Annotated in this window: 29 protein-coding genes and 1 pseudogene; 16 read left to right on the forward strand and 14 right to left on the reverse strand. The window is 48.1% G+C overall.

Annotation, left to right across the window (positions count from 1 at the left end):
• The first annotated feature begins 127 nt into the window (after positions 1-127).
• The 4 genes from P401_RS19105 to P401_RS0105840 all read left to right on the forward strand — a co-directional run bounded on the left by P401_RS19105 (position 128) and on the right by P401_RS0105840 (position 2,703).
• Positions 128-1,033 carry a methyl-accepting chemotaxis protein gene (locus P401_RS19105; RefSeq protein ID WP_029341649.1) on the forward strand — a complete coding sequence of 302 codons (906 nt, stop codon included), beginning with the start codon at positions 128-130 and terminating at the stop codon, positions 1,031-1,033.
• Positions 1,034-1,143: 110 nt separating this feature from the next.
• Positions 1,144-1,632, forward strand: coding sequence for a GNAT family N-acetyltransferase (locus P401_RS0105830; RefSeq protein WP_034785996.1), 489 nt, complete (start codon positions 1,144-1,146; stop codon positions 1,630-1,632).
• A gap of 34 nt (positions 1,633-1,666) precedes the next feature.
• Positions 1,667-2,245, forward strand: a complete 579-nt coding sequence (locus P401_RS0105835) for a GNAT family N-acetyltransferase (RefSeq protein ID WP_029341651.1) — start codon at positions 1,667-1,669, stop codon at positions 2,243-2,245.
• On the forward strand, positions 2,227-2,703 hold the full coding sequence (locus P401_RS0105840; protein WP_029343377.1) for a GNAT family N-acetyltransferase: 477 nt from the start codon (positions 2,227-2,229) through the stop codon (positions 2,701-2,703). Before P401_RS0105835 ends, P401_RS0105840 begins: the two co-directional genes overlap by 19 nt.
• 39 nt (positions 2,704-2,742) lie before the next feature.
• On the opposite strand, the gene P401_RS0105845 is transcribed toward P401_RS0105840, so the two are convergent.
• Positions 2,743-3,795: a C45 family autoproteolytic acyltransferase/hydolase gene (locus P401_RS0105845; protein WP_029341652.1), complete on the reverse strand. Its 1,053-nt coding sequence runs from the start codon at positions 3,793-3,795 to the stop codon at positions 2,743-2,745.
• Between the two features lie 222 nt (positions 3,796-4,017).
• Here P401_RS0105845 and P401_RS18820 point away from each other — a divergent pair.
• Positions 4,018-4,653: pseudogene (locus tag P401_RS18820) on the forward strand (MCP four helix bundle domain-containing protein).
• Positions 4,575-5,663, forward strand: a complete 1,089-nt coding sequence (locus P401_RS17580) for a methyl-accepting chemotaxis protein (RefSeq protein WP_236627080.1) — start codon at positions 4,575-4,577, stop codon at positions 5,661-5,663. The pseudogene P401_RS18820 and the gene P401_RS17580 overlap by 79 nt, the downstream one beginning before the upstream one ends.
• Positions 5,664-5,726: 63 nt before the next feature.
• Here the strand turns inward: P401_RS17580 and P401_RS0105860 are convergent.
• Both P401_RS0105860 and P401_RS0105870 read right to left on the reverse strand, forming a co-directional pair.
• A protein-coding gene (locus P401_RS0105860) for an IS3 family transposase (protein ID WP_152548164.1) occupies positions 5,727-6,889 on the reverse strand; the annotation gives its coding sequence in 2 pieces (ribosomal slippage) (positions 5,727-6,613 and positions 6,613-6,889; 1,164 coding nt in all).
• 203 nt (positions 6,890-7,092) lie between these two features.
• Positions 7,093-7,596 carry a DNA topology modulation protein gene (locus tag P401_RS0105870; RefSeq protein WP_029341654.1) on the reverse strand — a complete coding sequence of 168 codons (504 nt, stop codon included), beginning with the start codon at positions 7,594-7,596 and terminating at the stop codon, positions 7,093-7,095.
• Between the two features lie 81 nt (positions 7,597-7,677).
• On the opposite strand from P401_RS0105870, the gene P401_RS0105875 reads away from it, so the two are divergent.
• Positions 7,678-8,100, forward strand: coding sequence for a hypothetical protein (locus tag P401_RS0105875; RefSeq protein WP_029341655.1), 423 nt, complete (start codon positions 7,678-7,680; stop codon positions 8,098-8,100).
• 250 nt (positions 8,101-8,350) lie between these two features.
• On the opposite strand, the gene P401_RS0105880 is transcribed toward P401_RS0105875, so the two are convergent.
• On the reverse strand, positions 8,351-9,097 hold the full coding sequence (locus P401_RS0105880; RefSeq protein ID WP_029341656.1) for a bacteriorhodopsin: 747 nt from the start codon (positions 9,095-9,097) through the stop codon (positions 8,351-8,353).
• A gap of 151 nt (positions 9,098-9,248) precedes the next feature.
• Between P401_RS0105880 and P401_RS0105885 the strand changes: the two genes are divergently transcribed.
• Positions 9,249-9,689 (forward strand): VOC family protein, encoded by a 441-nt coding sequence (locus P401_RS0105885; protein WP_029341657.1) that lies wholly within the window; start codon positions 9,249-9,251, stop codon positions 9,687-9,689.
• Positions 9,690-9,709: 20 nt separating this feature from the next.
• Here P401_RS0105885 and P401_RS0105890 read toward each other — a convergent pair whose 3' ends face one another.
• Together P401_RS0105890 and P401_RS0105895 are read right to left on the reverse strand one after the other, a co-directional pair.
• Positions 9,710-10,978 carry an NAD(P)-binding domain-containing protein gene (locus P401_RS0105890; protein WP_029341658.1) on the reverse strand — a complete coding sequence of 423 codons (1,269 nt, stop codon included), beginning with the start codon at positions 10,976-10,978 and terminating at the stop codon, positions 9,710-9,712.
• A gap of 36 nt (positions 10,979-11,014) precedes the next feature.
• Positions 11,015-11,461: a MarR family winged helix-turn-helix transcriptional regulator gene (locus tag P401_RS0105895; RefSeq protein WP_023468262.1), complete on the reverse strand. Its 447-nt coding sequence runs from the start codon at positions 11,459-11,461 to the stop codon at positions 11,015-11,017.
• 121 nt (positions 11,462-11,582) lie between these two features.
• Here P401_RS0105895 and P401_RS0105900 point away from each other — a divergent pair, with 121 nt between their 5' ends.
• The 3 genes from P401_RS0105900 (at position 11,583) to P401_RS0105910 (ending at position 13,316) form a co-directional block, all read left to right on the forward strand.
• Positions 11,583-12,062 carry a GNAT family N-acetyltransferase gene (locus P401_RS0105900; protein WP_029341659.1) on the forward strand — a complete coding sequence of 160 codons (480 nt, stop codon included), beginning with the start codon at positions 11,583-11,585 and terminating at the stop codon, positions 12,060-12,062.
• A 154-nt stretch (positions 12,063-12,216) separates the two neighbouring features.
• Entirely contained in the window at positions 12,217-12,834 is a 618-nt protein-coding gene (locus P401_RS0105905; protein WP_029341660.1) for a flavodoxin family protein, read from the forward strand.
• On the forward strand, positions 12,831-13,316 hold the full coding sequence (locus P401_RS0105910; protein ID WP_029341661.1) for a YusW family protein: 486 nt from the start codon (positions 12,831-12,833) through the stop codon (positions 13,314-13,316). Before P401_RS0105905 ends, P401_RS0105910 begins: the two co-directional genes overlap by 4 nt.
• Positions 13,317-13,356: 40 nt before the next feature.
• Here the strand turns inward: P401_RS0105910 and P401_RS0105915 are convergent, their stop codons facing one another.
• The 5 genes from P401_RS0105915 to P401_RS0105935 all read right to left on the reverse strand — a co-directional run bounded on the left by P401_RS0105915 (position 13,357) and on the right by P401_RS0105935 (position 16,206).
• Positions 13,357-14,142, reverse strand: a complete 786-nt coding sequence (locus P401_RS0105915; RefSeq protein WP_029341662.1) for an endonuclease/exonuclease/phosphatase family protein — start codon at positions 14,140-14,142, stop codon at positions 13,357-13,359.
• Entirely contained in the window at positions 14,139-14,669 is a 531-nt protein-coding gene (locus P401_RS0105920; RefSeq protein WP_029341663.1) for a GNAT family N-acetyltransferase, read from the reverse strand. Before P401_RS0105920 ends, P401_RS0105915 begins: the two co-directional genes overlap by 4 nt.
• Before the next feature lie 283 nt (positions 14,670-14,952).
• The gene (locus P401_RS0105925; RefSeq protein WP_029341664.1) at positions 14,953-15,414 is read right to left on the reverse strand and encodes a hypothetical protein; all 462 of its coding nucleotides are present in this window, start codon (positions 15,412-15,414) and stop codon (positions 14,953-14,955) included.
• Entirely contained in the window at positions 15,414-15,620 is a 207-nt protein-coding gene (locus P401_RS0105930; protein ID WP_023468270.1) for a helix-turn-helix transcriptional regulator, read from the reverse strand. The genes P401_RS0105925 and P401_RS0105930 overlap by 1 nt, the downstream gene beginning before the upstream one ends.
• 304 nt (positions 15,621-15,924) lie before the next feature.
• Positions 15,925-16,206 carry a hypothetical protein gene (locus tag P401_RS0105935; protein ID WP_051656262.1) on the reverse strand — a complete coding sequence of 94 codons (282 nt, stop codon included), beginning with the start codon at positions 16,204-16,206 and terminating at the stop codon, positions 15,925-15,927.
• Positions 16,207-16,419: 213 nt separating this feature from the next.
• On the opposite strand from P401_RS0105935, the gene P401_RS18670 reads away from it, so the two are divergent.
• The 4 genes from P401_RS18670 (at position 16,420) to P401_RS0105955 (ending at position 19,214) form a co-directional block, all read left to right on the forward strand.
• A complete protein-coding gene (locus P401_RS18670; protein ID WP_169738094.1) occupies positions 16,420-16,596 on the forward strand; it encodes a hypothetical protein in 177 nt (58 codons plus the stop codon).
• An 80-nt stretch (positions 16,597-16,676) separates the two neighbouring features.
• Positions 16,677-17,729: a flavin monoamine oxidase family protein gene (locus P401_RS0105945; RefSeq protein ID WP_029341666.1), complete on the forward strand. Its 1,053-nt coding sequence runs from the start codon at positions 16,677-16,679 to the stop codon at positions 17,727-17,729.
• The gene (locus P401_RS0105950; RefSeq protein ID WP_029341667.1) at positions 17,726-18,637 is read left to right on the forward strand and encodes a PhzF family phenazine biosynthesis protein; all 912 of its coding nucleotides are present in this window, start codon (positions 17,726-17,728) and stop codon (positions 18,635-18,637) included. The genes P401_RS0105945 and P401_RS0105950 overlap by 4 nt, the downstream gene beginning before the upstream one ends.
• Positions 18,609-19,214 (forward strand): HAD-IA family hydrolase, encoded by a 606-nt coding sequence (locus P401_RS0105955; RefSeq protein WP_029341668.1) that lies wholly within the window; start codon positions 18,609-18,611, stop codon positions 19,212-19,214. Before P401_RS0105950 ends, P401_RS0105955 begins: the two co-directional genes overlap by 29 nt.
• 40 nt (positions 19,215-19,254) lie before the next feature.
• On the opposite strand, the gene P401_RS0105960 is transcribed toward P401_RS0105955, so the two are convergent.
• The 3 genes from P401_RS0105960 to P401_RS0105970 all read right to left on the reverse strand — a co-directional run bounded on the left by P401_RS0105960 (position 19,255) and on the right by P401_RS0105970 (position 22,217).
• Positions 19,255-20,436 carry an MFS transporter gene (locus P401_RS0105960; RefSeq protein WP_029341669.1) on the reverse strand — a complete coding sequence of 394 codons (1,182 nt, stop codon included), beginning with the start codon at positions 20,434-20,436 and terminating at the stop codon, positions 19,255-19,257.
• A 17-nt stretch (positions 20,437-20,453) separates the two neighbouring features.
• A complete protein-coding gene (locus P401_RS0105965) occupies positions 20,454-21,047 on the reverse strand; it encodes a TetR/AcrR family transcriptional regulator (RefSeq protein WP_235609888.1) in 594 nt (197 codons plus the stop codon).
• Between the two features lie 117 nt (positions 21,048-21,164).
• A complete protein-coding gene (locus tag P401_RS0105970; RefSeq protein WP_029341671.1) occupies positions 21,165-22,217 on the reverse strand; it encodes a hypothetical protein in 1,053 nt (350 codons plus the stop codon).
• A gap of 282 nt (positions 22,218-22,499) precedes the next feature.
• Here P401_RS0105970 and P401_RS0105975 point away from each other — a divergent pair, with 282 nt between their 5' ends.
• The gene (locus P401_RS0105975) at positions 22,500-23,801 is read left to right on the forward strand and encodes a hemolysin family protein (protein WP_029341672.1); all 1,302 of its coding nucleotides are present in this window, start codon (positions 22,500-22,502) and stop codon (positions 23,799-23,801) included.
• The last annotated feature ends 276 nt before the right edge of the window (positions 23,802-24,077 follow it).

Below are 24,077 nucleotides of genomic sequence, written 5' to 3' on the forward strand. Positions count from 1 at the left end.
TCGTTGTCTGGATATACTAAAAGAAGAGAAAAAATTTTAGTCATATATCTTTAATTCATACTATTCAGATTTGTAATATCTTGGATAGCCTGTAACGGGAGGTAGATGGCGAGAGGAGCTTGTAATCATGACCACCCAACTATCAACCGAACTAGGATCCCAAGATATTTTAGCCTCTTTACGAGATAACGTCGCGATGATTCGATTCGATCGGCAACGTCGTGTCGTCGATGTCAATGGCTTATTTGCAAAGACGATGAAATACAAACGAGAAGAGATGATCGGGATGCAACATCATCTCTTCTGCACGACAGAGTTCGCAATGAGTGACAGTTACCAAGCATTTTGGCAGAAGCTGTTCAGTGGCTTCAGTACGGCAGATAAAATTGAACGCATCGATGCGCATGGTCAATCGATTTGGCTAGAAGCAACCTATATGCCGATTTACGATGGAACGGAAGTGACAGGTGTCTTGAAGATCGCCTCCGATATCACCAATCGTCAGCAGACAATTCAAAAGTTCGCGACTTCGTTTGATGCGATCGCTAGTGATTTGAACACGCGGTCGACGCATGGCGAGCGGGAAAGCATAGCGTTACGGAAAACAATCGAGCAGATGGCTGAGACGACCCGTGATAACCATCAGAAGATTGAACGCCTTCAGCGCCAAGCGCAGGACATCACTCAAGTAACTGAGACGATCAAAACCATTGCCTCACAGACGAATCTCCTATCACTTAATGCCTCGATCGAGGCAGCGCGAGCGGGTGAACACGGGAAAGGGTTCAATGTCGTCGCGACGGAAGTCCGAAATCTCTCGAAGCTCGTCGAACAAGCTGTCGTCGATGTCCGACAGACGACGCAGCGAATGAATGATGAACTGCAGCGGATTGCTCGTGCAATGACGCAAGCAACGACTGATGCACAAGCAAGCGTCACGGTCGTCGCGGAAACGGTCGATCGCTTCCATGACGTTCAGAGTGCCGCATCGACGTTAACGGAGACAGCGCGAGACTTTACAAAAGCAATTTAAGTGAGAGACGGCATTCCGATAATCGGAGTGCCGTTTTGTATAAAAAAATACCCCTACACTTTGGAATAATATGTTAATATACTACAAAACGAAAAAGGAGCGAACATCTAATGAATATCCGCACTGCCCGTCCTGACGATTTTCAGGCATTGATTCCATTGTTTCAACAAATCCACGATCAACACGTTGCCTTACGACCCGATCATTACCGTCCGCACGAGATGCCGGTTCCGGAAGACTTATTTCTGACGCAACTCGAGAATCCGGATTATGCATTACTCGTTGCGGAACAAGACGGGCTTGCCGGTGTGATCGTCCTCAAGGAAGATATCGTCGAAGGAAGTGGGTTCGTCTTCGATAAGCATTACTTACGCGTCATCAGTCTCGTCGTTGCGGATACACATCAAAAACAAGGCGTCGGCAAACGGTTGATGCAAGCCGCTTACGCGCACGCGGAAACGATTGGCTGTGACAAAATCGAACTCGGCGTCGATGACGCCAATCAGGAAGCGATTGCCTTTTACGAGGCACTCGGAATGGCTGTCCGCTCGAGACGAATGGAATGGAACGTAACACCAAGCAGGGAAACGACGACGTGACGTCAAACAACAGATATTAGAAAGGGGAGAGGTCATGTTCAGGTTACAAGTATCCGATCACGTAGCGCTTCAATTGATCGAACGGCACCATGCGGAAGGATTATTCGCACTCGTCGATGCCAATCGCGCACATCTCCGCGAATGGCTCGGTTGGGTCGATGGTGCAACAGAGGCAAGTACATATCAGGAGATCGTCATTCCAGCATGGCTGCAACAGTTCGCCGATGGCAACGGCTTTACGTGTGGCATTTATCTTGAGGACGAGCTCGTTGGAACGATCAGTTTGCATGAAATTAATCGGCATCTCGGACAAACGTCGATTGGCTATTATCTAGGAGAAAAGGGACTTCGAAAAGGCGTCATGACGGACGTCGTCCGGTTCGTCACGAACTATTGTTTCGAAACGCTCGGTTTAAACCGTGTCGTCATCGAGTGTGCGACCGGAAACGTCCGGAGTAGACGAATCCCAGAACGACTCGGCTTCACGGAAGAAGGCGTCTTACGGGACGCTGAGAAATTGTACGGGACTTATCATGACCTTCAGGTCTATGCGATGTTACGACGGGACTGGACGAAAACGCAGGAGGTGGCAGCATGCGCATTGAGCAAATGAGTCAAGCGACGTATGACGCTTACTTACCGATCGCAATCAAAGAGTACGCGACGGATAAGTGTCGCGCCGGTACGTGGTCAGAGAACGAGTCGCTGGAGAAGGCGACAGGAGAGTTCGCTTCGCTGTTGCCAGAAGGTTTAGAGACGAAAGATCATTATTTATTTACGTTTCGCGACGAGACAGGTAGTGATGTCGGAATGGTCTGGGTCCATGTGACAAAGGGACCGCTTGGACGTGAAGCGTTCATCTTCGACGTCAAGATTACGTCTGATAAACAAAACCAAGGCTACGGCAAGGAAGCACTCCGCTTGCTCGAAGTGATGTTAAAGCGGATGAACGTCAAGAAGATTTCTTTACACGTCTTCGCCCATAACGAACGAGCGATTCATGTGTATCACTCGCTTGGCTACGAGACGACGGATTATCATATGTCGAAACGTCTCGATGACAGCCATTAAAAAGCTTCCTCTTGCGCAAGCAGGAGGAAGCTTTTTCGTTTAACGCCACGTCTGTAATGTATTCGCGAACTGGATGTTCGTCTCCAGTTCTCCCGTGATCTCGCTTGCTGTAAAGTCATTGCCAGCGAGCCAGTCGGAAAAGTCGAACGTGACCGGTTCTTGATCACCACCGAGCGCGAACCAGACCTTCAACTCTTCCGGGAAGTAGGCAGACGTATGAATCGTTCCCGCCCACTGGGCATATAAATCAGCGAAGACGCCTTTATCGGTATCGTTGAGTAGTCGGAAAGCGGACTCCGCATCTTGAATCATGTGTTGATGGGTCTTCAACTCCATCATCCGACGTTTCGAGTCATCCAGATGATAGCGGTTTTCGTGTTGCAGCAAATCGAAGTGATTGGTGCACATGTTCGATTCCCGCACTTGGACGTCGCGTGCCGTCGCCTCGATGACGAACGAACGCGCCGATTTATCGTGGACGACATACGTGAACGATCCGCGATGCGGAATCTCCTTGACGAGTGAGATCGCGTCGTCGACCGACGTGCACATCTCGAGGATGATCCGCCCGATCATGAAACTGACGAACCCATCGCCCGGACGCCGACGATTGATGAAGTTATAGCCCATCGCAAGCCCATGTTCATTCATCCCGTCCATCCGACCGGTCACCCGTGAAGCGGGACCGATAATTGCTGATCCGCCATCATTCGGTTGAAAGACGGAAAATCGCCCATCGTACGTCATCGGATGATAGTCGTAATTGCGGACGAGGAAATTATCACCGGTCATGATCGAACAACCACTTTTCGGTCCTTCGACCCGGTAGTGCCCAAAATGCAGTAACGTATCCGGCAGAGAAAGTTCAAGTTCGTCTTGAAGTCCGAGTAGCTCGTCCCAAATATGCGGGGCGTACCGGAGAAACATCTCCTTCGTCTCGACCGGATCGACTTGAAAGCGCGGAACACGGATTTTCCAGTTGTCCTCCCGGTTATGGAGCAACTGGTTTCGTTTGACGTAACGCCCTTGTTCGCGACCGAACTCATAATGACTGCCGCGGAATTGCGTGATCTCATTGGCTACACGTTGCATACGATTCATCCTTTCTTCAACTGCTGTATGCTGATTATATCGAACGTGAGGGAGAAAGTCGTACGGCAAGTCTTTACCAAAGCACATCTAAAGTATGGGAATATTGAAAAAATAGTCAACTTTTTCATTCTTAAACCGATAACAAAAACGGGAGGGGATGGAATGAAACATATGTCAGTCAGACGGAAGATACAAGCTTTGATCGCAACAGCCGTCGTTGCGATGCTTTTGATTGCGGGAGCAGGACTCTATTTCTTGAATCAGATGTCGAATGCTTCCCGAGCGATGTATCAGCAAAACTTAATACCGATCCAGGAAGTAGCTCAAATCCGAATCGATACACGCGCGCTCGATTCTTTTTTAGTCGAGATGATGTTAACGAAGGACGAGACGCGGGTCACGGAACTGCAAGCTGAGATCGATACGCGTCAGGCGCAGATTCGTTCGTCGGTCACGAAGGTCGAAAAAACAGGGCATTTCGATGCCAAAGAAAAGAAATAGCTTGAAGAATTAAAGGATAACGTCCTCGCCTATGATAATTCGATGACGATCGTCCAGGATGCGGCGACGCGCAACGAGACCGAAGAAGCCTATACGGCGTATACGCAAGGTCTGGAACAAGTCCGGGATAACGTCGCGGATTCTGCGAAGTCGTTGATGGCTTCGATGACGAAGCAAGCGAAAGCGTTAGACGCTCAGAATCAAGCTGAAAAACAAACGGCCTTTTACTTAATGCTCGGCATTTTTTTCTCGCGGTTCTCTTGTTTGCAGGACTTGCGATGTACATTACACGTCTCATCACTCGTCCGATTCGTCAATTGCAGGGATGGATGGATCAATCGGGGAACGGGGACTTGACCGTCCGTGGAACATACGACTCCAAAGACGAACTTGGACAGTTGACGACGTCTTTCAACGAGATGATTGCCTCACAGCAACAAGTCGTACTTGAACTAACCGGTACGGCTGACCGTGTCGCTGTCGCATCGGACGAGTTAAGCGTTAATGCGGAATCGACGACGAAAGCTACGGAAATGGTCGCCGTGACGATGGAAGAGATGGCAAGCGGTGCAAGTCAACAATTGCATCAAGTATCCGACGCCTCACGGACGATTGAAGAGTTGACGACGTCGGTTCGTTACGTCGCCGGCAATGCCCAACAAATGACTGAGCGTACAGCGGATGCGATGGAAAAAGTCGAACTCGGTGGTCAAGTCGTCGGAACACTCGGCACCCAAATGGGACGGATTCAAGAAGACGTCTCTCGTCTGAGCCAAGTCATTGATGGTCTTGGTAACCGATCGCAGGAAATCGGACAAATCACGGATTCGATCAAAGGTGTCGCGGCGCAGACGAACTTACTTGCGTTAAACGCAGCAATCGAAGCGGCGCGTGCTGGCGAACAAGGACGCGGATTTGCCGTCGTCGCAGCGGAAGTCAAGACGCTCGCGGAGCAGTCAGCGGTCTCGGCAAAACAGATCGAGTTGTTGATTCGGGTCATTCAACAAGAGACGGAAGCATCGGTCGCCTCGATGGAGAAAGTCTCAACCGAGATGACGAGTGGAATTGCCGTTGTCGATCAAGCCGGTGCCTCATTCTCAGAAATCGAGACAGCCATCACCGACGTGACAGGGCACGTCGAAGAAGTGTCCGGTGCCGTACAAGAAATGGCGGCAGCGAGTGAGCAGATCGCCTCCGTCATGCGAACAATTCAAGCGGTGACGGAAGGAACGGCTGCCGGAACCCAAAACATCTCCGCGTCGACCGAGGAGCAGATGGCGTCGATGGAAGAAATTTCGTCTGCGTCTCAGTCGCTTGCGACGATGGCGGATGATTTAAAACAAGTCACAGGCAGGTTTACTGTCTAAGTGATTAAAAACTGCGACCATTAGACTGACCTAGCAATATGAGACACATATAAAACACCTTGATTAGGCTGCCTGTACACCGTATTTTTTCGGTGTCAGGTAGCCTAATTTTTCTTGGATTCGTTCTTCGTTATAGTAATTTAAGTAATTAGTAACGCGTTCAGAGACCTCATGGTCTCTTAGTGAATTAAATTTGACGTACTGGAATTCCTCGGACTTTAAATTAGAGTGGAACGATTCGATAACTGCGTTGTCCCAACAGTTTCCTCTACGAGACATGCTGCTTGTTAGGTGATTCCTTTTAACGAATTCTTGAAAGGCGTATGACGTATAGACACTTCCTTGGTCCGAATGAAGGATGACCCCTTCGGGATAGTTTCGATTCTCAAGCGCTATCTTCAACGTATCAATCACAAGAGACGTTTGTTGATGCTCGTATAACTTGTATGCGACGATTTCGTTATTAAAAAGATCCATGATGGTGGAAAGATATTTCGTCGTGCTGCCGTATTGGATATAGGTGATATCCGTCACCCACTTTTGATTCGGTTTACTTGCTGTGAAATCGCGCTTGATGAGATCCGGTGCCGTTATGATGCGCTCACCTTGAGACTTCCATCTTCGCTTCGGCTTGATCCGACATTGGAGATGGTGTTTTTGCATGATTTTCTGTACGGTATTCCGATTGGCTTTTAACTGATAGATTTGCTGTAATAATGCCTTTATTTTTCGATGTCCATTCCGATACTTCGTCTGTTTACTTAGTTCAATGACGGTTTTTTCGAGCACCGAAGGTGCTTTCACAGATTCCTTAATCCAACGGTAATAGCTTGCTCTTGGTACATTCAAAGCGCTAAGAATGGCGGTGATTGTATACTTTCTCCGAAGAAACTCTACAATTTTTATGACTACTTCTTTCTCAACTCTCTTTCGATTTCCATGTACTTTTTTAAGATCTCATTTTCCATCTTCAGATGTGACATTTGTCGTTCTCTCTTGTCATCCTCACTCGCAGAATCTGGACCATGTCCATAGGTATATTGTTTACCGATTGGCTGATCAAATCGATAATGTTCGTTAGAGCGATACCATCTCATCCATGTTTTGATTTGAGATTCATTTTTGATTCCGTACTTCTCCATGATTTCTCTCGTCGTTAACTTACCACTCAGCTTTTCTTTGACTACTGCCCATTTTACTTCACTTGAATATACGTTTTTGCCCATGCAAAAACACCTCCGATGTTAGTACTTTTTAAAAGTGTACCACTCCGAAGGTGTTTTATATTGTCTCAAAATTTTAGGTTAGCCCACATGAAGGGCAACCGTCATGGTCGTTTTTTTTATTTGTGGGAATTACTGGAAAATAGGCAGGGAAGTAAGCGTGTTTCGTCGTATGTACAGGTTAAGTAAGAGGCAATGGATGGATATTATGAAAGTGATTGAAGAAACTGTTTGACGGCGCGGCGGGACGTCAAATGAATGATCTGTTTATCGGACGTTGCTTCAAGTGTTGAAAGGATACTCGGTCGTTTATCAATCGGGAAACGCCAAATCCACTTCAGAAAATCAAACGATAATTTCTCCGTGCAGTCTACCGCCATATCCGGTCGACCGGTCTTGCGGTAGCGCCACGTCCGTTTCAATACCCGGTACAGACAGAGCGTCCGCGGTAGATCAAGGAAGATGATTGTATCGGCGGCATCGATTCGTAAGTCAAGCGTTCCACCGTAATTACCGTCGATAATCCACGTGTCTCGCGATATGAGTGTTTGTTGAATCTGGCGTTGTTCCTCACGCGAAACCGCCTCCCAGTTCGGACGCCACAATAAGCTGTCGAGGTGATCAACGGGATAGTTGAGTTTTTTGCCCATCTCGCGGGCAAGCGTCGATTTACCGGATCCACCGGAACCGATCAGGATGATCTTTTGCATGCAATACCTCCTATTTTTTGTCATAGGAATTGATCATACCACGGTTTTTTAGTCGAGGATAGAACGAAAGGAGTGAATGAGATGGTACCAAATTTCATAATCGAAGGGATGACGATCGTTTTTACACTACTCGTAGTCGGCTGCGGCGTGATGTGTCTCCCGAAACGATGGAAGCGGTATGGATTGATTTTGCTTGGTTTGGTGGCGATCGGGTGCAGTTTCTTTTGGTACATCCGACCGACGCTCATCAATCAACAGATTGCTGAGGATGAGAAATTGCTTAAGATAGAACTAGCACGTCGATTCCCGGATGAAGTCTACACTACAAAAACACAAAAATTTTCGTATGAGTCTTCGGCGAATCCGGCTTCAATCGAAGTCGAATTTGCAAATGAACCTGACGTAACTTATTTTCTAGATATGGATGGGAACCGGATTAGGCTTTCAAGTTTCACCTTTAAAAACGGAGGATTTCCACAGGATTTACAGCATGAATTCAAATGAAGAGGCTGACTCAAAAAAAGAATGACGCGTCTTTTCACGCCCTTTCCTCAGACGAGACACAAGCCAGTTTTCCTGCTTCATTGAAGCAGGAAAGCGGGTCTTGTTCGTCTCTGATAGCGCATAAATGCGCTTGTTCCTGTAGGAGTAGTGTGTGACGCGTCATTCTTTTTGTTACTAAATAAGGGAGGCAGATCATTATTCTGCCACCCTTATCTTTGTAGAGACTGACTTTTGAGTCAGCCCCTTTTGATTAAGTCAATTTCAAATTTTTCGTAGCAGACATCGTCTTGACGGCGAAGAAGGCAATCAGACCAAATCCGACCTTGTTGATCAAGTCAGCGAAGTTATAGATCAATTCGCGGACGAGTTGTACCTCGATGCCGGGTGCAAACAAGGTGACCGCGTAACCGACCGGATAGATCGCCCATCCGATCAAGATGAACAAGCGCATCTGCAACAAGGCTTCACGAATCGGGGCAGGCTTATCTTCAGCAGCTTTCGTGACGTTCGTGAACAGCAGATAAATGATATAAAACCATGCGATACAACCAACGACGTATGCCCAAAGACCGAGTTGTGTGAAGCCACCCGCTAAATTGATGGACGACTCGCCGATATACCCACCGATGATCATGATGATGTCCGCGATGACGAGTTTCGTTAGAAGGGAACGTCCTTTCCCACCTTTTAAACCGAGCAACAGCGGAAACTTGATCAGTAAGAGAGGCGTCGTCACAAGCCAGTCGATGTAGCGGATTTCGGTCGGAAAGCCATCGATCTCTGACAACAAACCCGATTCCCCGACAGCTTGCTTCATGAAATAGTAATGAATCGCAGCGACGAACGTGACGAGAGCAGCGACTGTTGCGGTCGAGCGGTATTCCGGGGCAAGGGAATTTCGTTCGACGAGAAAATAGAGCGTACCGGCGGCCATTCCGACGAATCCGACCCAGAACATGTACTGGGTCGCAAGGACGAGGAGATTGACGTCTTCCATGTTGTTTCGACTCCTTTTCGTAAGTGGACACGACCTTTCATACTTTTATTTTACTGACGATACAGTCTTCAGACACCATGTCGAAACGCTCTTGATGTGTGGTCTATCAACGGTTTGACAACATTTCGACACACTTGAGGAGGAGTGACGGATGCCGAGTAAACGAATGGATCATATCAGTCTGAACGTCGTGAACCTAGAAGAAGCGATTCACTTTTTTTCGCTTTGTGGCCTCGAAGTACGCGGACGATGGGAGATGAAAGGAGAGTTACTCGATCGTTTATTAAATTTAGAGGGAGCGGAGACGGAGTGTGCTGCACTCGGATTACCAGGTGAAGCAATCTGGCTTGAACTCGTTCGATTTAAACACCCGCGTGACACGCCTTCCGTGATCCAATCCGTCCACGCAGGTGGATTGCGTCATCTCTGTTTTGAAGTAACGGCACTCGCCGCGCTCGTCGAACGTTTAGCGGACAATGGATATCAGTCGATTGGCGACGTCGCGAATTACGAAAATGAGTATCGCCTATGTTACGTAAGAGGACCAGAAGACGTGATCATTGAGTTGGCAGAAAAAATCGGACCTGTCTAAGACTGGTCCGATGTATATATTTAAGAACAACAGGAAGTCGATGATTGTGGCAGGGAAACGTTGCACACACCCGTCTCCGGTAATGATAACTTGACCTGCTTGGCACGTGCCTCGTCTCCGACAAGAAAAGCAACGACTGATCGAACTTGTTCATAACCGGTCGCAAGCAGGAAGGTCGGAGCACGACCGTAACTTTTTGCACCGACCAGATAAAGTCCGAGATCTGGATGACGTAACTCCGCTTCTCCATGTGGACGGACAGTTCCGCAACTATGAAGGTTCGGATCAATCAGAGGAGCAAGTATTCGACTACTCTCGGTGACAGGGTCGATGTCAAGCCGTACTTCCTCGAGGAACGAAAAGTCGGGTCGACTTCCTGCGTTGACGATCAACTGATCGATGTGATGAAGGGTCCGACCATCTTGAGCAGTGATGTCAAACGACTTCCCTTTCGATTCAATGGATCGGGTCTTGAAGCTGGAGTGAACCCTAATCTGATCTCGTTCAACGAGCTGACGGATACGCGAACCGAGTGCTCCGCGACCTTCCAGTGCATCCTTGTCTTCTCCTCCGTAAGCTTGAACGGGGTCCGATTTGCGAAGGATCCAATGAATCTCCGTTTCAGGATGTTGTGCTTTAATGGAAACGAGTTCAAGGAGCGAGTTCAAAGCCGAGTGCCCGCTACCGATGACAGCGACGGATTGATTAGCGAAAACAACAGTATCACGTTTCGCATCTACGATCGAATACCGGACAGGTAAGTTCTGCTCAATTTCGACTCGATGTCCGGAACTGATTGCAGGGTTTGGTCGCCCGAGGACTCCAGACGCATCGATGACCGCGCGAGCGAGAATATGTTTACGACCATTCGGCGTATCTATGACTAATTCGAACGGCGTTACTTCACGTGAGGCATTTGTCATCTTGTCTAGACCTGCCCGTGAGATCGAGAGAATCTCATGTTGGAAATGTAGAGAGGGAGCAATTTCCGGTAATGCAGCAAGTGGAGCAAGGTATTGTTTGATCAATTCAGTTCCGGTCGGCACAGTATCGTTTGCTGGTGCAATCCAGTCCGTCAGCTCGAGCAAGTGACGTGCTGCGTCACTAATATTGTATTGCCACGTCGAAAACATCCGAACGTGTTCCCATTGTTTGATATGGTGGGCAATCGAAGGACCTTTCTCAAATAGTAAAAACGATTGACCTTCCACTACAAGTTGAGCTGCAGCTGCAAGACCGATCGGACCGGCACCGATGATGACGATGGGGTGGGAAGAAGCGTATGACATGAATAAAACCTCCTCTTTATTTGTAAGTTGCAAGTATTAGAGACATGGTTTACAGCAGACGTCACTCTCGCCCATCTTCGTGTTCAGCAAGTCGATTGCCTGGAGGACATGTGCTTTTTCGAAGGAAGTCATTGATGAGAAGATGGAATCAAGATACGTGTTCATCTCTTCGTCAATGGCTTGAGCAACACGTAATCCTTTCTCGGACAGGCGAAGTAGGTGAATTCGCCGATCGTTGATCGCGGGACGCTTTACGAGTAGGTCCCGCTTAATCAATGTTTGTACTTGTCTGCTGAACGTAGTGATATCAAGAGCGAGTTGGTCCGCAATTTCTTGCATTGCGGAGTCAGGATGTTTGGCAACCTGATACAGCAAATGGCTTTGAACGAGAGATATCTCTTCATCTAGAACGGCACAACAATTCTTATTCAATAATCCAAAGCGCCGAGTGAACGTTTGAAATAATTCACGCGTTTCATTCATGTATAGCTCTCCCTTCGTTATTTTGCTTATGAATCAGTTATACGATATAAACTTGCAAATTGCAAATAATAAATATATGATTTTCTCATATTCAGTCGTTAATAAGGAAAGGTGAAATTCGATGCTTGTTCGTTCGATGGAAGAGAAAGATCGTAGCACTGTGTTAGCCATCTATCGTCAAGGAGTAGAAGAAGGAAACGCGACGTTTGAAACGATGATTCATGAGCAAGAGTGGTGGACAACGGTGACACAATCTGAACGGTTCGTTCTAGAGCAAGGTGGAAAAGTGATTGGTTGGGCTAAACTGGAACGTGTTTCTGAACGTTATGTCTATCGTGGCGTACGAGAAGTCAGTATATATCTAGAGCGTTCCGCTCGAGGACTCGGCGGTGGACGATTCTTAATGGAGGCATTGATCACCTATGCGGACGCCAATGAGATCTGGACGCTTCAATCACACATGTTCCCAGAAAACATCGCAAGCAGACGGCTGCATGAGCGACTTGGGTTCGAACTAGTCGGTCGACGACGTGCCATCGCACAGCATCATGGTGTCTGGCGAGACACATTGTTATTGGAGCGACGAAATGACCTCCAATAATAAAACGATGTTTCCGCGTTTGATTTTTCAATTCAATTCTTCTACCATGATCTGCCTTCGCTGAAGCGAAGGTTTTTTAGTTTATCCGTCAATGGAAGAAGGGAAGTATTAAAGACGAATGATACTACCTAAAATGACAGAGGAGGATGGAAGGATGTTGCATGCCTTATTCTTGAACTGCACCTTAAAAGCATCACATGAACCATCGAATACGGAGGCGCTGATCCGTGACGTGATCGCATATTGGAAACAGGAGGACGTCACTTCAGAAATTGTCCGGATCGTCGATCACCAAGTGGCGTTCGGCGTCACGGAAGACGAAGGCAACGGGGATGAATGGCCCGTGATTTTCGAAAAAGTGAAACGAGCCGACATCGTTGTCATCGGAACACCGCTCTGGCTGGGTGAAAAAAGTAGTGTTGCGACGCAAGTCATTGAACGATTGTACGGAGGGAGCGGTCTGACGAACGATCTTGGACAAGCAATCTACTACAACAAGGTCGGTGGCGTCATTGTCACGGGGAATGAAGATGGAGCTAAACATGCGTCTGCTTCCATCTTGTACGGTCTGTCGCATATCGGCTTTACGATTCCGCCGAACGTCGATGCTTACTGGGTCGGTGAAGCGGGACCAGGACCATCGTACATCGAAGCAGGACGGGACAATGATTTTACGAAGCGACACGCACAGTTTTTAGCTGCCAACCTATACCATTTTGCCAAGATGTTAAATGAGCATCCGATTCCAGCAGAAGGGAATGTGATGGAATGAAGAGACAACGTTTAACAGGATACGGTGTCGCAACGTTGTTCGCTATGAGTTTAATGTTGGCGGGTTGCGGAAATGACGAAGCGTCGACGGACAAGGTCGAAGAAGGATCAACGAACTCGAACACGACCGACGATACGATGCAAGACAAGGATACGGTAACGAAAAATGCCGACACGGATTATGGCTTCAACAGTCTGTCGATTGAAGCGGACGTTGAAGGGGATAACGATGCCATTGATATTAGTTATGACCGGGATAATGACGGAACGGAAGCGGAATATCGCTATAAAGGGGAGCAAAAGCAAGGAGACGACGCGATGACGGAACTCGACGCGAAGTTCAAGAACTTAAAGATTGATGCGGATACATCTGAAAAAGAGGTCATCAGTGAGGTTGAGCGTGTGTTTGCGATTCAAGATGCTTCCCGCTTAGAGGTTGAAATCGAATTCTCAGACGGAACCGAAAAAGAATATAAAAAATAAACAACAGGTCTGCGCCCGTAAGGGGTGTAGACCTGTTGTCTTAGTGTAGCTTCACGTGAGCGAGGACACCGTAATGATCGCTCGGTACAAGGTGATGCTGCAGTCGATGATTTCCGATCAGCTGGACGTGCTGTAAGGTCACCTGTGAAAGCGAACGCTGACAGAGTAACCAATCATATCGAACGGGGCTTGTGATGCCGTCATTCTTCCTTGCGTACGGATTCATCACGGAATCAAGCGTCGCGGCGGCAATCTGTCCTGTACGAGCGGCAAAACTACCGGCGAGATCGACCCATTCCTTAAGCGCAGCTTGATGCAGAGCAGAGTTTGGACAATCATTAAAGTCACCGCCTAAGAACTCGATCGTCGTGTCATCCGTCTGTGAGGCAATCCATTCGTTGACGAATCGAAGTTGATCGAGTCGAATGTCTGAAGCACGCCAATTGAAATGAATGTTCGTCACGGCAAAACGAATACCGTCAATCGAAAACGGGATCCGAATCGCACAGTGGTGGTTGATGTTTGCTGTCGCAGCGGCACTCGAATCCGTTCGTTCAAACGGTAATTTCGTCAGAATGGCAAGTCCTTCGTCCGGTGAATCCATGTAAGGATCCATCATCATATACGGATAACCGGTCGCCTCTGCGAGGTGCTCAGCGATCGAGACGAATGGTTCATCCGGATGAAACGTCGACATGACTTCTTGCAGGAGGAGAATATCCGGTTGGTGTTGCTTGATCTCCGCGCATAACGCCTCGAACCGTTCTTGTCGTTTGTGCGGGTGATGCCAGATGTTATATGTCGCAATCGACAATGAAAGACTCATAGCTGTAAGCCCATCAACACCGTATCGTAAAAGCAACCGTCCGATAGTAACCGGTCATGACGCAGTCGTCCTTCTTCTTGAAATCCATGTCGCTGATAGAGGCGAATGGCGCCGAGGTTCGTCTCGACGACTTCGAGCTGAATTTTTTGCAGGGATTGCGCTTTTGCCCAAGCAATCATCCGTTCCATCAGTTGCGTACCGATTCCTTGCCCCCAGTCGGATTGAAGTACACCGAGTCCAAATGATGCCTTGTGCGCGAAACGTTTTAAATGAAACCCACGACACCGGGCGTAGGCGATGAGTCGTCCATCGCGCTCGACGACGAGGATACGATCCGGAACCGAGGCATCGTGTAATTGATCCGCGAAATCGCTCGCCGTCATCACGTCCTCACCAGGCATTCGGTCGAAGAATTCCGTTTCCGCATCGAGTGTTTGGCGGAGTTCAGCGAGGGCTTCAGCGTCACTGAGTCGAGCCGGTCGAATCTGGTACCGTTGCGTATCGAACGAGTGGTGCATCGTCTGCATATGTAATCCTCCGTTCTAGATGGAATATGCTATCATTATGGCAGGAATGGTATCATTTGTAAATTTAAGGAGAGAAGAAATGAAAATTCAATTAGGGTCAGAACAATACGAAAGGGTGACTCAAAAAAAGAATGATTCGCCTTTTTGCACTTTTTCCTATCGGAGTTGCGTGTGACGAGTCATTTTTTTACGAGATAAGGATGATAGATGATTATTCTGTCACCCTTATCTTTGCAGAGAATAATTTATGAATCACCCTCCATGATGTGTTCAACAAATGATTTTAACGCCGGACGTGCACGATCCAAGCTGACATGTACGTAAGTGTTCCGATCGATAAGATAATAGCAATCGCATAGAACGGAAACGCTGGATACAGTTGAAGTAACGGTTGCTCGAACAAAAAGGCAATCATTAGGACGGGAAGGCTGATCATAAAAGCAACATACGCGGCACGAGTTGCTTTACCGGTGATCAGTGCCTCACGTTCATCGGAGTCGGAAAATTCTGCTGTCGCGAACGAACGTGTACGGTCTTCTCGTAAGAAATAGCTGACGATCGAAAGGACTATCGCAATCACTAGCACTGGAAGGATAACCATTACATCTAATTTCAGCGACAATCCCGTACCGGATACAGGATCATCTTGAAATAACTGCAGATTAGCATGAATGGCACTAATGAGATAAGCAGCTAAAAAGTAGAGACAACAATTAAGTAAAGATTGAGTGACGACACGTTTCATCAGGATTCCTCCTCTAATTGAAATAGTTCCTCGATCGGGCAATCAAAGACGCGGGCAATCTGCATCGCGAGTAAGAGCGACGGCGTATAGCTTCCTTTTTCAAGTGAGATGACGGTTTGTCGTGTCACACCGATTCGTTCAGCGAACTGCTCTTGTGTCCACTTGTGCTGTTGACGATAGAGGCGGACATGGTTCGTCAGTTTCATCTGACGACCTCCTTTCCAGTTGTTTACATTGTAAAGTCAGGTTTACATTTTGTAAAGTAGACTTTACGTCATGTATGTAAAAAATGGAGCTGACTCAAAAGTCAACTCCTCAGACTGAAAACAAAGCGTAATTTTTTTTAAAAACGAAAAGGATTGCGCTTTTTTGTTCATCTCGAATCGTTTTCCTAGGACAAGCATCGCACCGCTTCGCTGCAGGGTCGCTCTGGCTTGTGTCTCGCCTGAGGAAAGGGCGTGAAAAGACGCGTCATTTTTTAGGATCAGTCATCTGAAGCCCACGTGAACATTAAAATGCGTAAGGTGTCAAAATGACAGCCATGAGACAGGCGAACGTCGTCCATCCCTGATGATAACGTAAGGATAAGAAAAGCGTGATCAGCCCAGTGATCGTCATACCGGATAAAATCCATCCTAGCCAAAATTCCGTGCTATTCGAAGCAATCGGGATGCTCAATAAGTAAGCTGTCGCGTGCGGAAAGAAGCCGATGGCATCTAAAAGGATACCGCCAAAGACACCCATCAGCAGCAAGCCGATCGACAGGCGAAATAGTGCTTTACGTTTAATCATATGCATGCTCCTATTCTGTTTGGTTGACGCAAGAAATCCTACTGTTGCGCCTATTCAATATGTTTCTACAAAAAGCGAGGGATTCCTTTCTGTTATCTATCCCTGAACTTTATCAAAAATCCTCGCTTCTGCACATCAATCGGAATATTCAGATAATTATCGGGTATTCTGTTGAAAACGCCATCGCCGATTCAGTGGAGAGGAGAAGAGAAGATGATGCCTGAACTGATACCGGATGACCGGGAGCTCGAACGAAGGATTCGGATCGTCCATCTGTTGCGAAAACTGGGGAAGACGGACGAAGCGATTGCCCGATCCTTGTATGTTTCGATCGAATGGGTTCAATCGATTTATGAAGAAGACGACTGGCAGCAAATGCAATCATCCTAAGGCAAGGACGTTTCGTCCTTGTTTTTTCGCGTGTTCCGGTATACTAAAACAAGTATCTCAAATCGAGAGGATGAAGTGAAATGAACGTTGCCATCATAGGAGCAGGAATCAGTGGTTTGTATCTCGCGACGCGTATGCAGGAACTTGGACACGACGTGACGATCTATGAAGCACGTGACCGAATCGGCGGTAGAATCGAGACAGTCGATTTCGACCTAGCCGGGCAAGCATATGCGTTTGATCTTGGACCGACTTGGTTTTGGCCGGACAGTGAACCACTGATGGTCGATTTGATCCATCGATTCGATTTACCGACACTGGAACAATATGCGACGGGAACGCTTCGACTAGAACGGGCTGACGGAATCGAGTCACATCTGGTTGCGAATCAACCGACGGCGCTTCGCCTTCGTGACGGAATCCGCTCCGTTGCTACGGCACTTGCTGCACGACTCACACCGGGAACGATTCGACTCAAGTCTCCGATCAGCCAAATTGATGTCACGAACCGGATTCTCGTCAGTTCAGGAAGGAAAAGTCAACCGTACGACGAGATCGTCCTCGCACTACCACCGCGTCTAGCGGCAACATTATCGTATATGCCAGCTTTACCTGAAGCAGTTCTGGGTGAACTTGAAGCATTACCGACTTGGATGGCGCAGCAAGCTAAATGTCTGATTCTTTACGAGAGACCGTTTTGGCGTGATTCGGGCTGGTCCGGTCAGGCAATCAGCTGGACTGGGATGGTGCAAGAGATACATGACGCTTCCCCACAAGACGGACCAGGAGCGTTGTTCGGTTTTTTCCGGACACCGGCACGTGAACGACAGTTATTGACCGAGGCGGAAATCAAGGAAACCGTATTCGCGCAGCTGGTTCGTCTATTCGGTGAACAAGCGCGTCAGTCGATTGGTTGGGCGTATAAAGACTGGTCGACGGATAGTTGGACAGCAACACGAGCTGATGCAGCACCGCTCGTGGATTTCCCGGCATATCATGCTATCAATCTCGGAATGGAGCATGCAGCGATTTCACTGATTGGGACAGAGACCGATCCGAGTCATGGTGGACACTTAGAAGGGGCCATACGATCCGTTGAACGCTATTTAGAAAAGAGAGGAGTAAAAAAATGATCGAGACGCTACATTATGATGTGTTCACGACGACGCCAGGAAGCGGTAATCCAGCTGGGGTCGTCTTAGACGCCGATCAATTGACTGAGTCGGAAATGCAACGAATCGCGCGTACGAATGGCTTTACCGAGACGACGTTCGTCCTGTCATCCGACCAAGCGGACTACCGCATGCGCTACTTTGCACCGGAACGGGAAATGGACTTATGCGGACATGGTACGATTGCCGCATTGACGGCACTTGATTCAAAGATCCGTTTATCTATGGCATGTCAGATCGAGACAAAGTCAGGCATCTTGCCCGTGATGCGTTTAGCGAACGGAATGTTTCGCTTGCAACAGGGACAACCACAATTACATCAGTTTGACGGTGACATAAAGCACGTTCTAGCCGCGATTGGTCTCGAATTGACACATCTCGATGACCGATGGCCAATCGTATACGGCAGTACTGGGAACTGGACACTGCTCCTCCCGATTCGTCGACTTGAGGACTTTCACCGGATGGTGCCGGATAACCAACGCTTTACCACCGTGTTGACCGATCTCCCACAAGCCTCGATTCATCCGATTTGTCTCGATACATATGACCGACAAGCGACGATGCACGGACGTCACTTCTCGGCAACAGGAGCAGGGAGCATCGAAGATCCGGTTACGGGAACGGCGAGTGGTGTGATGGGTGTCTATTACCGAAAATTCATCCAGCCATTTGAAACGGAAACTGCGATCATCGTCGAACAAGGACACGAGATGGAACGACCCGGTCATGTCGGAATCCGTATTTCTGGCGAAGGTCTTGATCACAGCCAATGGAAAGTCGAGATGGACGGGCAAGCCGTCTTTGTCGGCGTCAAGAGAGTGAGAAAGGAAGAGGCAGATGTTAAAACACTTCATTTGGGATTTTGACGGCACCTTGTTTGATACGTATCCAGTGTTAGTCGATGTGTTCGTGGAATTACTCGAGCGTGAGGGGCGAACGGTTGAACGCGAGCAAGTAGCAGAGCTGATGGCGATCTCGGCAAAAACGACGTATGAGGCGTTTGGTGTGTCCGAACCATTCATTCTGAACTACAAGCAACAAAAGATGATCATCGAACAAGAACAGTCTGAACCGTTTCTCGGAATCCGTGAACTGCTAGAGGCGTTATCGACGAGAGGTGCGACGCATCATATCGTCACCCATCGCGGAACATCGATTCATGCGTTGCTTGCAAAACATGGGATGACGCATCATTTTCAAGACGTATTGACGGCACCGGATGGATTCGCCCGAAAACCGGATCCGGAAGCTGTCACGTACTTGATCGATCGGCACCAGATGGCACGAGACGAGACGATCATGATTGGAGACCGGGAACTCGACGTCTTAGCCGGACATCGTGCCGGTATCAAGACGTGTTTGATAACCGAACATACGAGTCAGACCGTTGCGACGTATACCATAACGTCGCCCGGTCGATTAAAGGAATTGTTACTGACATAAAAACAGCCCCGCTTCCAGTGATGGAAACGGGGCTGTATTTTTAAGAAGACAATCGATCTGCTTTGGTGGCTTCAGCGCGTGGTGCACGCCAGAAATACGTCAGGAAAATACCGACTGCGAGCATGGCTGTCGCAAAATAGAACGGATAGTTCAAATTGACGTCAAAGAGTAGTCCACCAACGATCGGTCCGAGAATGTTGCCGATGCTCGTAAACATCGAGTTCATTCCGCCGACGAATCCCTGTTCATTTCCGGCAATCTTCGAAAGATAGGTCGTGACAGCGGGGCGCATCAAGTCGAAACCGACGAAGACGACCATCGTCACGAGAATGATCGAGAGATAGTTCGTCACGAACGTCATCAAGACGACGAGCAGTGTCGAACCGATCAAGCTGTACCGGATCAAGCGAATCTCACCGAACCAGCGTGTCAAACGATCGAACAGTCCGACTTGGACGATGACGCCGACGATCGCACCGAGAGAAATCGCAAGCGCAATGTCCTTCGCTGTGAAGCCGAACTTCCGGTCGACGAACAAGGCGAATAACGACTCGAACGAGGCGAGACCGAACGATGAGATCAACAGGACAAGAAAAGCGATGAAATAGAGCGGGCTGAAGACTTTCCGGAAACCCGTCTGTTGTTTGACCGTCGTTGTCTCGTAGTGACGTTCCGGTTCTTTAAGCGTAAAGACGGATAACACCATCGCTGTTAAACCGAACGCAGCAGCAAAGAAGAACGGTGTCCGCGAACCGAGGTCAGCGAGGAACCCACCAATCCCTGGTCCGATGATGAAACCAGTCGAGATGGCAGCAGACATATATCCGAGCGCTTTTGGACGAGTCTCGTTCGTTGTGATGTCAGCGATGAATGCCGTGACGGCTGGCATGATGAAAGCCGCACTGACACCACCGAGGATCCGAGACGCGAACAGGACTTCGACACTTTGACCGAGACCGAATAAGAGCTCGGACATACTGAAGATGAACAAACCAATGATGATCATCGGTTTACGTCCGTACTTGTCGACGGCACGTCCCGCGAGTGGTGAAAGAATCAGTTGCGCAAAGGCGAAGGCGGAAACCATGTAACCGACCGTCGCCCCGGAAATGTTCAACTCGTTCATGATTGTCGGTGTGACAGGAATGACGAGTCCAATGCCTAAAAAGGCGATGAATAAGTTGAGCAGGAGTGTACTTAAAATCAATGTATTGTTTTGCATAGTTCACCTCAATAAAATTAAATCGTTTTTGACATACCGCGCCAGACGATCGGCCAGACAGCTTGCTGTCGAGCGTGAAACGCGTCGACACCGTTGTAGACGAGTTCCGTCAGCGTACCTTCAGCAACCGTCAAATAGGCGAGAGCGGCACTTTTGTAATCCGTCGAAAAGAGAATCTGTTCTGTTCGGTCTCGTTCGCGTAGTAATCGCGTCAATAGATCGTGCAATGAATCGAAAAACGGATTGAAACGGTCCGTCATCTCTTGTTCGAGCTTCTCCGGTGGAAAATAGGCAGCCCGAAGGATGAATCGCATCAGGATATCGTCTTGCTGTTCCGAAATGAACCAATCGAAGAAGCCGTGCAGCGATTGCTCGAGCGGCTGCTGCCGCGTACTCGTGAAATACGTCGCAAAGCGGCGCTTTTGTTCTTGCAAGGCGTACGTCGTCGCTTGCAGGAACAGGTCGTCCTTCCCTTTATAGTGCGCATAGATCGATGGCTTTTTTATGCCAACCTCTGTCGCGATCTCTTGCAACGATGCCCCTTCATAGCCGTGCGAAGCAAAATGATGGATGCTCGTCTGTAACAATTGTTGGGCTTTCAGATGAATCACCTTCCTAACGGTCGTTAGGTAACACTGTAACAGCAAATTTCAAATGTAGTCAATCAGATTGTCTTACCGCACAAAAAAACTGACTCCGCGAAGGCGGAATCAGTTAAGGAAGAATCATTATTTATTCATGACACGACCGCGTGTTGCGACGCGTGAGCCGGCGATTCCTGCGAATGACGTAAAGATAAGAGTCAGAAGCAGTCCGACGAACGCCCAGATTGAAACTTTTGACGCCGTTTGTGTCGCTTGTTCTGTTTGCTCGCGGGCATCTTGGACCGTTTTCTTGAGGTCAGCGGATGTTTCATCAAGCGTTTGTTTAGCAGTCTCAATTTGTTGCGTCGTTTCTTTTGTTGCCGTGTTGAGACCATCAACGATGTTTTGCGTCGCTTCTTCCGCTTCAGCACCTGTCAAATCGGTGTTTTTCGCAACAGCATCAGCGATTTTATCTTCATCGACTGATTTCTCGATTTTTTCAGCTCGTGCTGTCAACGAATCACCGAGATCCTGGACGATCGTATCGAAGTTCTCTGGTTTCGTGATCGCTTCCTTACCAGCAGCCGTGACGTCTTCTTGAACAGCGTCAAGTTCGTTCTGCAAGTAACCTGGTTGCAATTCTTTGATGTCCGTGTCTTTTAAAATTTCGTCAACGTTACCTTCAAGTTCTTTCGTATCAACTTGTGACACGTTTTTCGTAATCAAATCGAATCCTTTCGTCGCAGCGTCTTGAGCGGTTGAAGCAACGGATCCGATGCCGCTACCTGCCGCACCACCGACTGTCCCGAGTAGTGAGCCGACCGATTGTAACGTATTTACCGTCGTGAATGTCAAGAGAGCGAACAAGAGGATGACGCTCGTCGACCATGTCAAGAAACCGTGGACGAGACCGGCACGTGCCGACGTCACACCGGAGACGAATCCAGCAACGAACAGCGAGATGAGCAATGAAAGGATTGCCCAGATGATCAAACCAGCACCGACACCATCGAACGGGTTATTCGACGTGACGTCCGTGACGCCGAGTCCGATCGCTGAACCGATTAAACTAAATAAGATCAATAAAGATAGAAATGATACCACACCTGCAAAAATCGAGCTCCATGAGATGTTACGACCTGCTCCGTCCGCTTCCGCTCGGAAATGCGACGAAAAGCCTCTGTTTGTCTTTTCCATAATAAGCACTACCTCTCCCCAAATTGGTCTTTCAAGTTCGAGATGTTCATGAATGTAAAAGCTTCATCTCAAGTTTCTTACGCGCATAGCTCTTATATAACCGGTAACTAAATAAGAGAAACCTAGTATTACAGGTACATGATTAATGGTCGTCTGAACTTCAACGAAGTGATATTGGTTGCGTTTGAAGAAAAAGCATCGTACACTCGTATCAAGTGTCACGTTATACTGTACAGTTTAAAATCAAAAGGAGGTGATCCCCCGCTTTTAGGGGGATACAAGTTGGACATCGTCTTAACACTGAATTTGTTGTTGCTCGTCGTATTGATTGGTTTGACCGCGTTTTTCGTCGGTTCGGAATTTGCTGTCGTTAAAGTCCGGATGTCACGTCTCGACCAGATGGTGCAAGAAGGAAAAAAGGGAGCAGTACTTGCGAAGAAGGTCGCAGGAGATCTCGATTATTACTTGTCGGCCTGTCAGCTCGGTATCACGATCACTGCACTTGGTCTGGGTGCACTCGGGAAACCGACCGTCGAGAAATTGTTGACACCGGTCTTTGATGAACTTGGTGTCGCCGTTGCGCTGTCAACGATTCTCTCATACAGTATCGCTTTCATCTTCGTGACGTTTCTCCACGTCGTCATCGGAGAACTTGCACCGAAGACACTCGCGATCCAGTATGCGGAACGGATGACGTTACTGCTAGCTCCTTCACTCTATGTATTCGGAAAAGTCATGTATCCGTTCATCTGGATCATGAACGGTTCGGCCCGTGTCCTCTTGCGGATGTTCGGTGTGAAACCTGCCGGTCACGAACAAGCCCATTCCGAAGAAGAGTTGAAGATCATCATGGCACAAAGTTTTCAAAGTGGTGAGATCAATCAATCGGAACTCGCCTTGATGCAAAACGTCTTTGCGTTTGATGAGCGTGTCACACGCGACATCATGGTGCCACGGATGAACATGATGGTCATTTCGGACGAGATGAGTTGGGAAAATCTATTACAGACGATGTCTGACAATCCGTATACACGTTACCCGGTCAGTGAAGGAACGGATAAGGACCGGATTAGTGGTTATATCAACGTCAAGGAAGTGCTCGCCCATCACGCGGTACAAGACGAACGAGAACTTGCCTCGTTCCTTAAACCGTTGCCGGTCGTTTCGGAATTGACACCGCTGCAAGAAACACTCTTGAAGATGAAGCAGACACGGTCACACATCGCTCTCGTCATCGACGAGTATGGTGGGACATCCGGTTTGATCACGATGGAGGATATTTTGGAGGAAATCGTCGGTGATATCCGTGATGAATTCGATGAAGCGGAGCAAGCCGAAATCGAACAGTTACCGGACGGCTCGTACCGCTTAGCGGGTACTGTCCTATTAGTTGAAATTGAAGAACGATTTGGTCTTCGGTTCACTGAAGCAGAGGCGGTCGACACGATCGGTGGATATATCCAATCACGGACGGCTGCTTTTGAAGAGGGAACGATCGTCACAGATGAGGCGTTTACGCTTGAAATCTTGCGTTCTGCCCAATATCAGATTCAGGATGTCAAGTTGACCTTGCCGTCAAGCTAACAGAAAGACCCGTTTTGCTTAGTAGTTCAATCTACTAAGCAGACGGGTCTTCTTTTATCAAACGAGGTCTTAGCGTGTTCATCAAAGAGAAGTATGATAATATTCCGGACCGACGAGCTCACGAATCGATAAGATTTGGCGATAAAGCGAGAATATATCTACTAGATGCTCAGGAAAGTGGTCTCTTTAATCAACAAACGTTCAAGGTTATACATAATTATTGTGATTTTTCATTCAATTGTTAGAAGTTCGAGACGATATAAGGAATGAAGTTCA

Source organism: Exiguobacterium acetylicum DSM 20416, assembly GCF_000702605.1.
Classification (GTDB): Bacteria; Bacillota; Bacilli; order Exiguobacteriales; family Exiguobacteriaceae; genus Exiguobacterium_A; species Exiguobacterium_A acetylicum.

What these genes read in the sequence shown, in the direction of transcription:
- P401_RS19105 (WP_029341649.1), top strand. Translation starts at nt 128, where the DNA reads ATGACCACCCAACTATCAACCGAACTAGGATCCCAAGATATTTTAGCC.
- P401_RS0105830 (WP_034785996.1), top strand. Translation starts at nt 1,144, where the DNA reads ATGAATATCCGCACTGCCCGTCCTGACGATTTTCAGGCATTGATTCCA.
- P401_RS0105835 (WP_029341651.1), top strand. Translation starts at nt 1,667, where the DNA reads ATGTTCAGGTTACAAGTATCCGATCACGTAGCGCTTCAATTGATCGAA.
- P401_RS0105840 (WP_029343377.1), top strand. Translation starts at nt 2,227, where the DNA reads ATGCGCATTGAGCAAATGAGTCAAGCGACGTATGACGCTTACTTACCG.
- P401_RS0105845 (WP_029341652.1), bottom strand. Translation starts at nt 3,795, where the DNA reads ATGCAACGTGTAGCCAATGAGATCACGCAATTCCGCGGCAGTCATTAT.
- P401_RS17580 (WP_236627080.1), top strand. Translation starts at nt 4,575, where the DNA reads ATGTACATTACACGTCTCATCACTCGTCCGATTCGTCAATTGCAGGGA.
- P401_RS0105870 (WP_029341654.1), bottom strand. Translation starts at nt 7,596, where the DNA reads ATGCAAAAGATCATCCTGATCGGTTCCGGTGGATCCGGTAAATCGACG.
- P401_RS0105875 (WP_029341655.1), top strand. Translation starts at nt 7,678, where the DNA reads ATGGTACCAAATTTCATAATCGAAGGGATGACGATCGTTTTTACACTA.
- P401_RS0105880 (WP_029341656.1), bottom strand. Translation starts at nt 9,097, where the DNA reads ATGGAAGACGTCAATCTCCTCGTCCTTGCGACCCAGTACATGTTCTGG.
- P401_RS0105885 (WP_029341657.1), top strand. Translation starts at nt 9,249, where the DNA reads ATGCCGAGTAAACGAATGGATCATATCAGTCTGAACGTCGTGAACCTA.
- P401_RS0105890 (WP_029341658.1), bottom strand. Translation starts at nt 10,978, where the DNA reads ATGTCATACGCTTCTTCCCACCCCATCGTCATCATCGGTGCCGGTCCG.
- P401_RS0105895 (WP_023468262.1), bottom strand. Translation starts at nt 11,461, where the DNA reads ATGAATGAAACGCGTGAATTATTTCAAACGTTCACTCGGCGCTTTGGA.
- P401_RS0105900 (WP_029341659.1), top strand. Translation starts at nt 11,583, where the DNA reads ATGCTTGTTCGTTCGATGGAAGAGAAAGATCGTAGCACTGTGTTAGCC.
- P401_RS0105905 (WP_029341660.1), top strand. Translation starts at nt 12,217, where the DNA reads ATGTTGCATGCCTTATTCTTGAACTGCACCTTAAAAGCATCACATGAA.
- P401_RS0105910 (WP_029341661.1), top strand. Translation starts at nt 12,831, where the DNA reads ATGAAGAGACAACGTTTAACAGGATACGGTGTCGCAACGTTGTTCGCT.
- P401_RS0105915 (WP_029341662.1), bottom strand. Translation starts at nt 14,142, where the DNA reads ATGAGTCTTTCATTGTCGATTGCGACATATAACATCTGGCATCACCCG.
- P401_RS0105920 (WP_029341663.1), bottom strand. Translation starts at nt 14,669, where the DNA reads ATGCAGACGATGCACCACTCGTTCGATACGCAACGGTACCAGATTCGA.
- P401_RS0105925 (WP_029341664.1), bottom strand. Translation starts at nt 15,414, where the DNA reads ATGAAACGTGTCGTCACTCAATCTTTACTTAATTGTTGTCTCTACTTT.
- P401_RS0105930 (WP_023468270.1), bottom strand. Translation starts at nt 15,620, where the DNA reads ATGAAACTGACGAACCATGTCCGCCTCTATCGTCAACAGCACAAGTGG.
- P401_RS0105935 (WP_051656262.1), bottom strand. Translation starts at nt 16,206, where the DNA reads ATGATTAAACGTAAAGCACTATTTCGCCTGTCGATCGGCTTGCTGCTG.
- P401_RS18670 (WP_169738094.1), top strand. Translation starts at nt 16,420, where the DNA reads ATGATGCCTGAACTGATACCGGATGACCGGGAGCTCGAACGAAGGATT.
- P401_RS0105945 (WP_029341666.1), top strand. Translation starts at nt 16,677, where the DNA reads ATGAACGTTGCCATCATAGGAGCAGGAATCAGTGGTTTGTATCTCGCG.
- P401_RS0105950 (WP_029341667.1), top strand. Translation starts at nt 17,726, where the DNA reads ATGATCGAGACGCTACATTATGATGTGTTCACGACGACGCCAGGAAGC.
- P401_RS0105955 (WP_029341668.1), top strand. Translation starts at nt 18,609, where the DNA reads ATGTTAAAACACTTCATTTGGGATTTTGACGGCACCTTGTTTGATACG.
- P401_RS0105960 (WP_029341669.1), bottom strand. Translation starts at nt 20,436, where the DNA reads ATGCAAAACAATACATTGATTTTAAGTACACTCCTGCTCAACTTATTC.
- P401_RS0105970 (WP_029341671.1), bottom strand. Translation starts at nt 22,217, where the DNA reads ATGGAAAAGACAAACAGAGGCTTTTCGTCGCATTTCCGAGCGGAAGCG.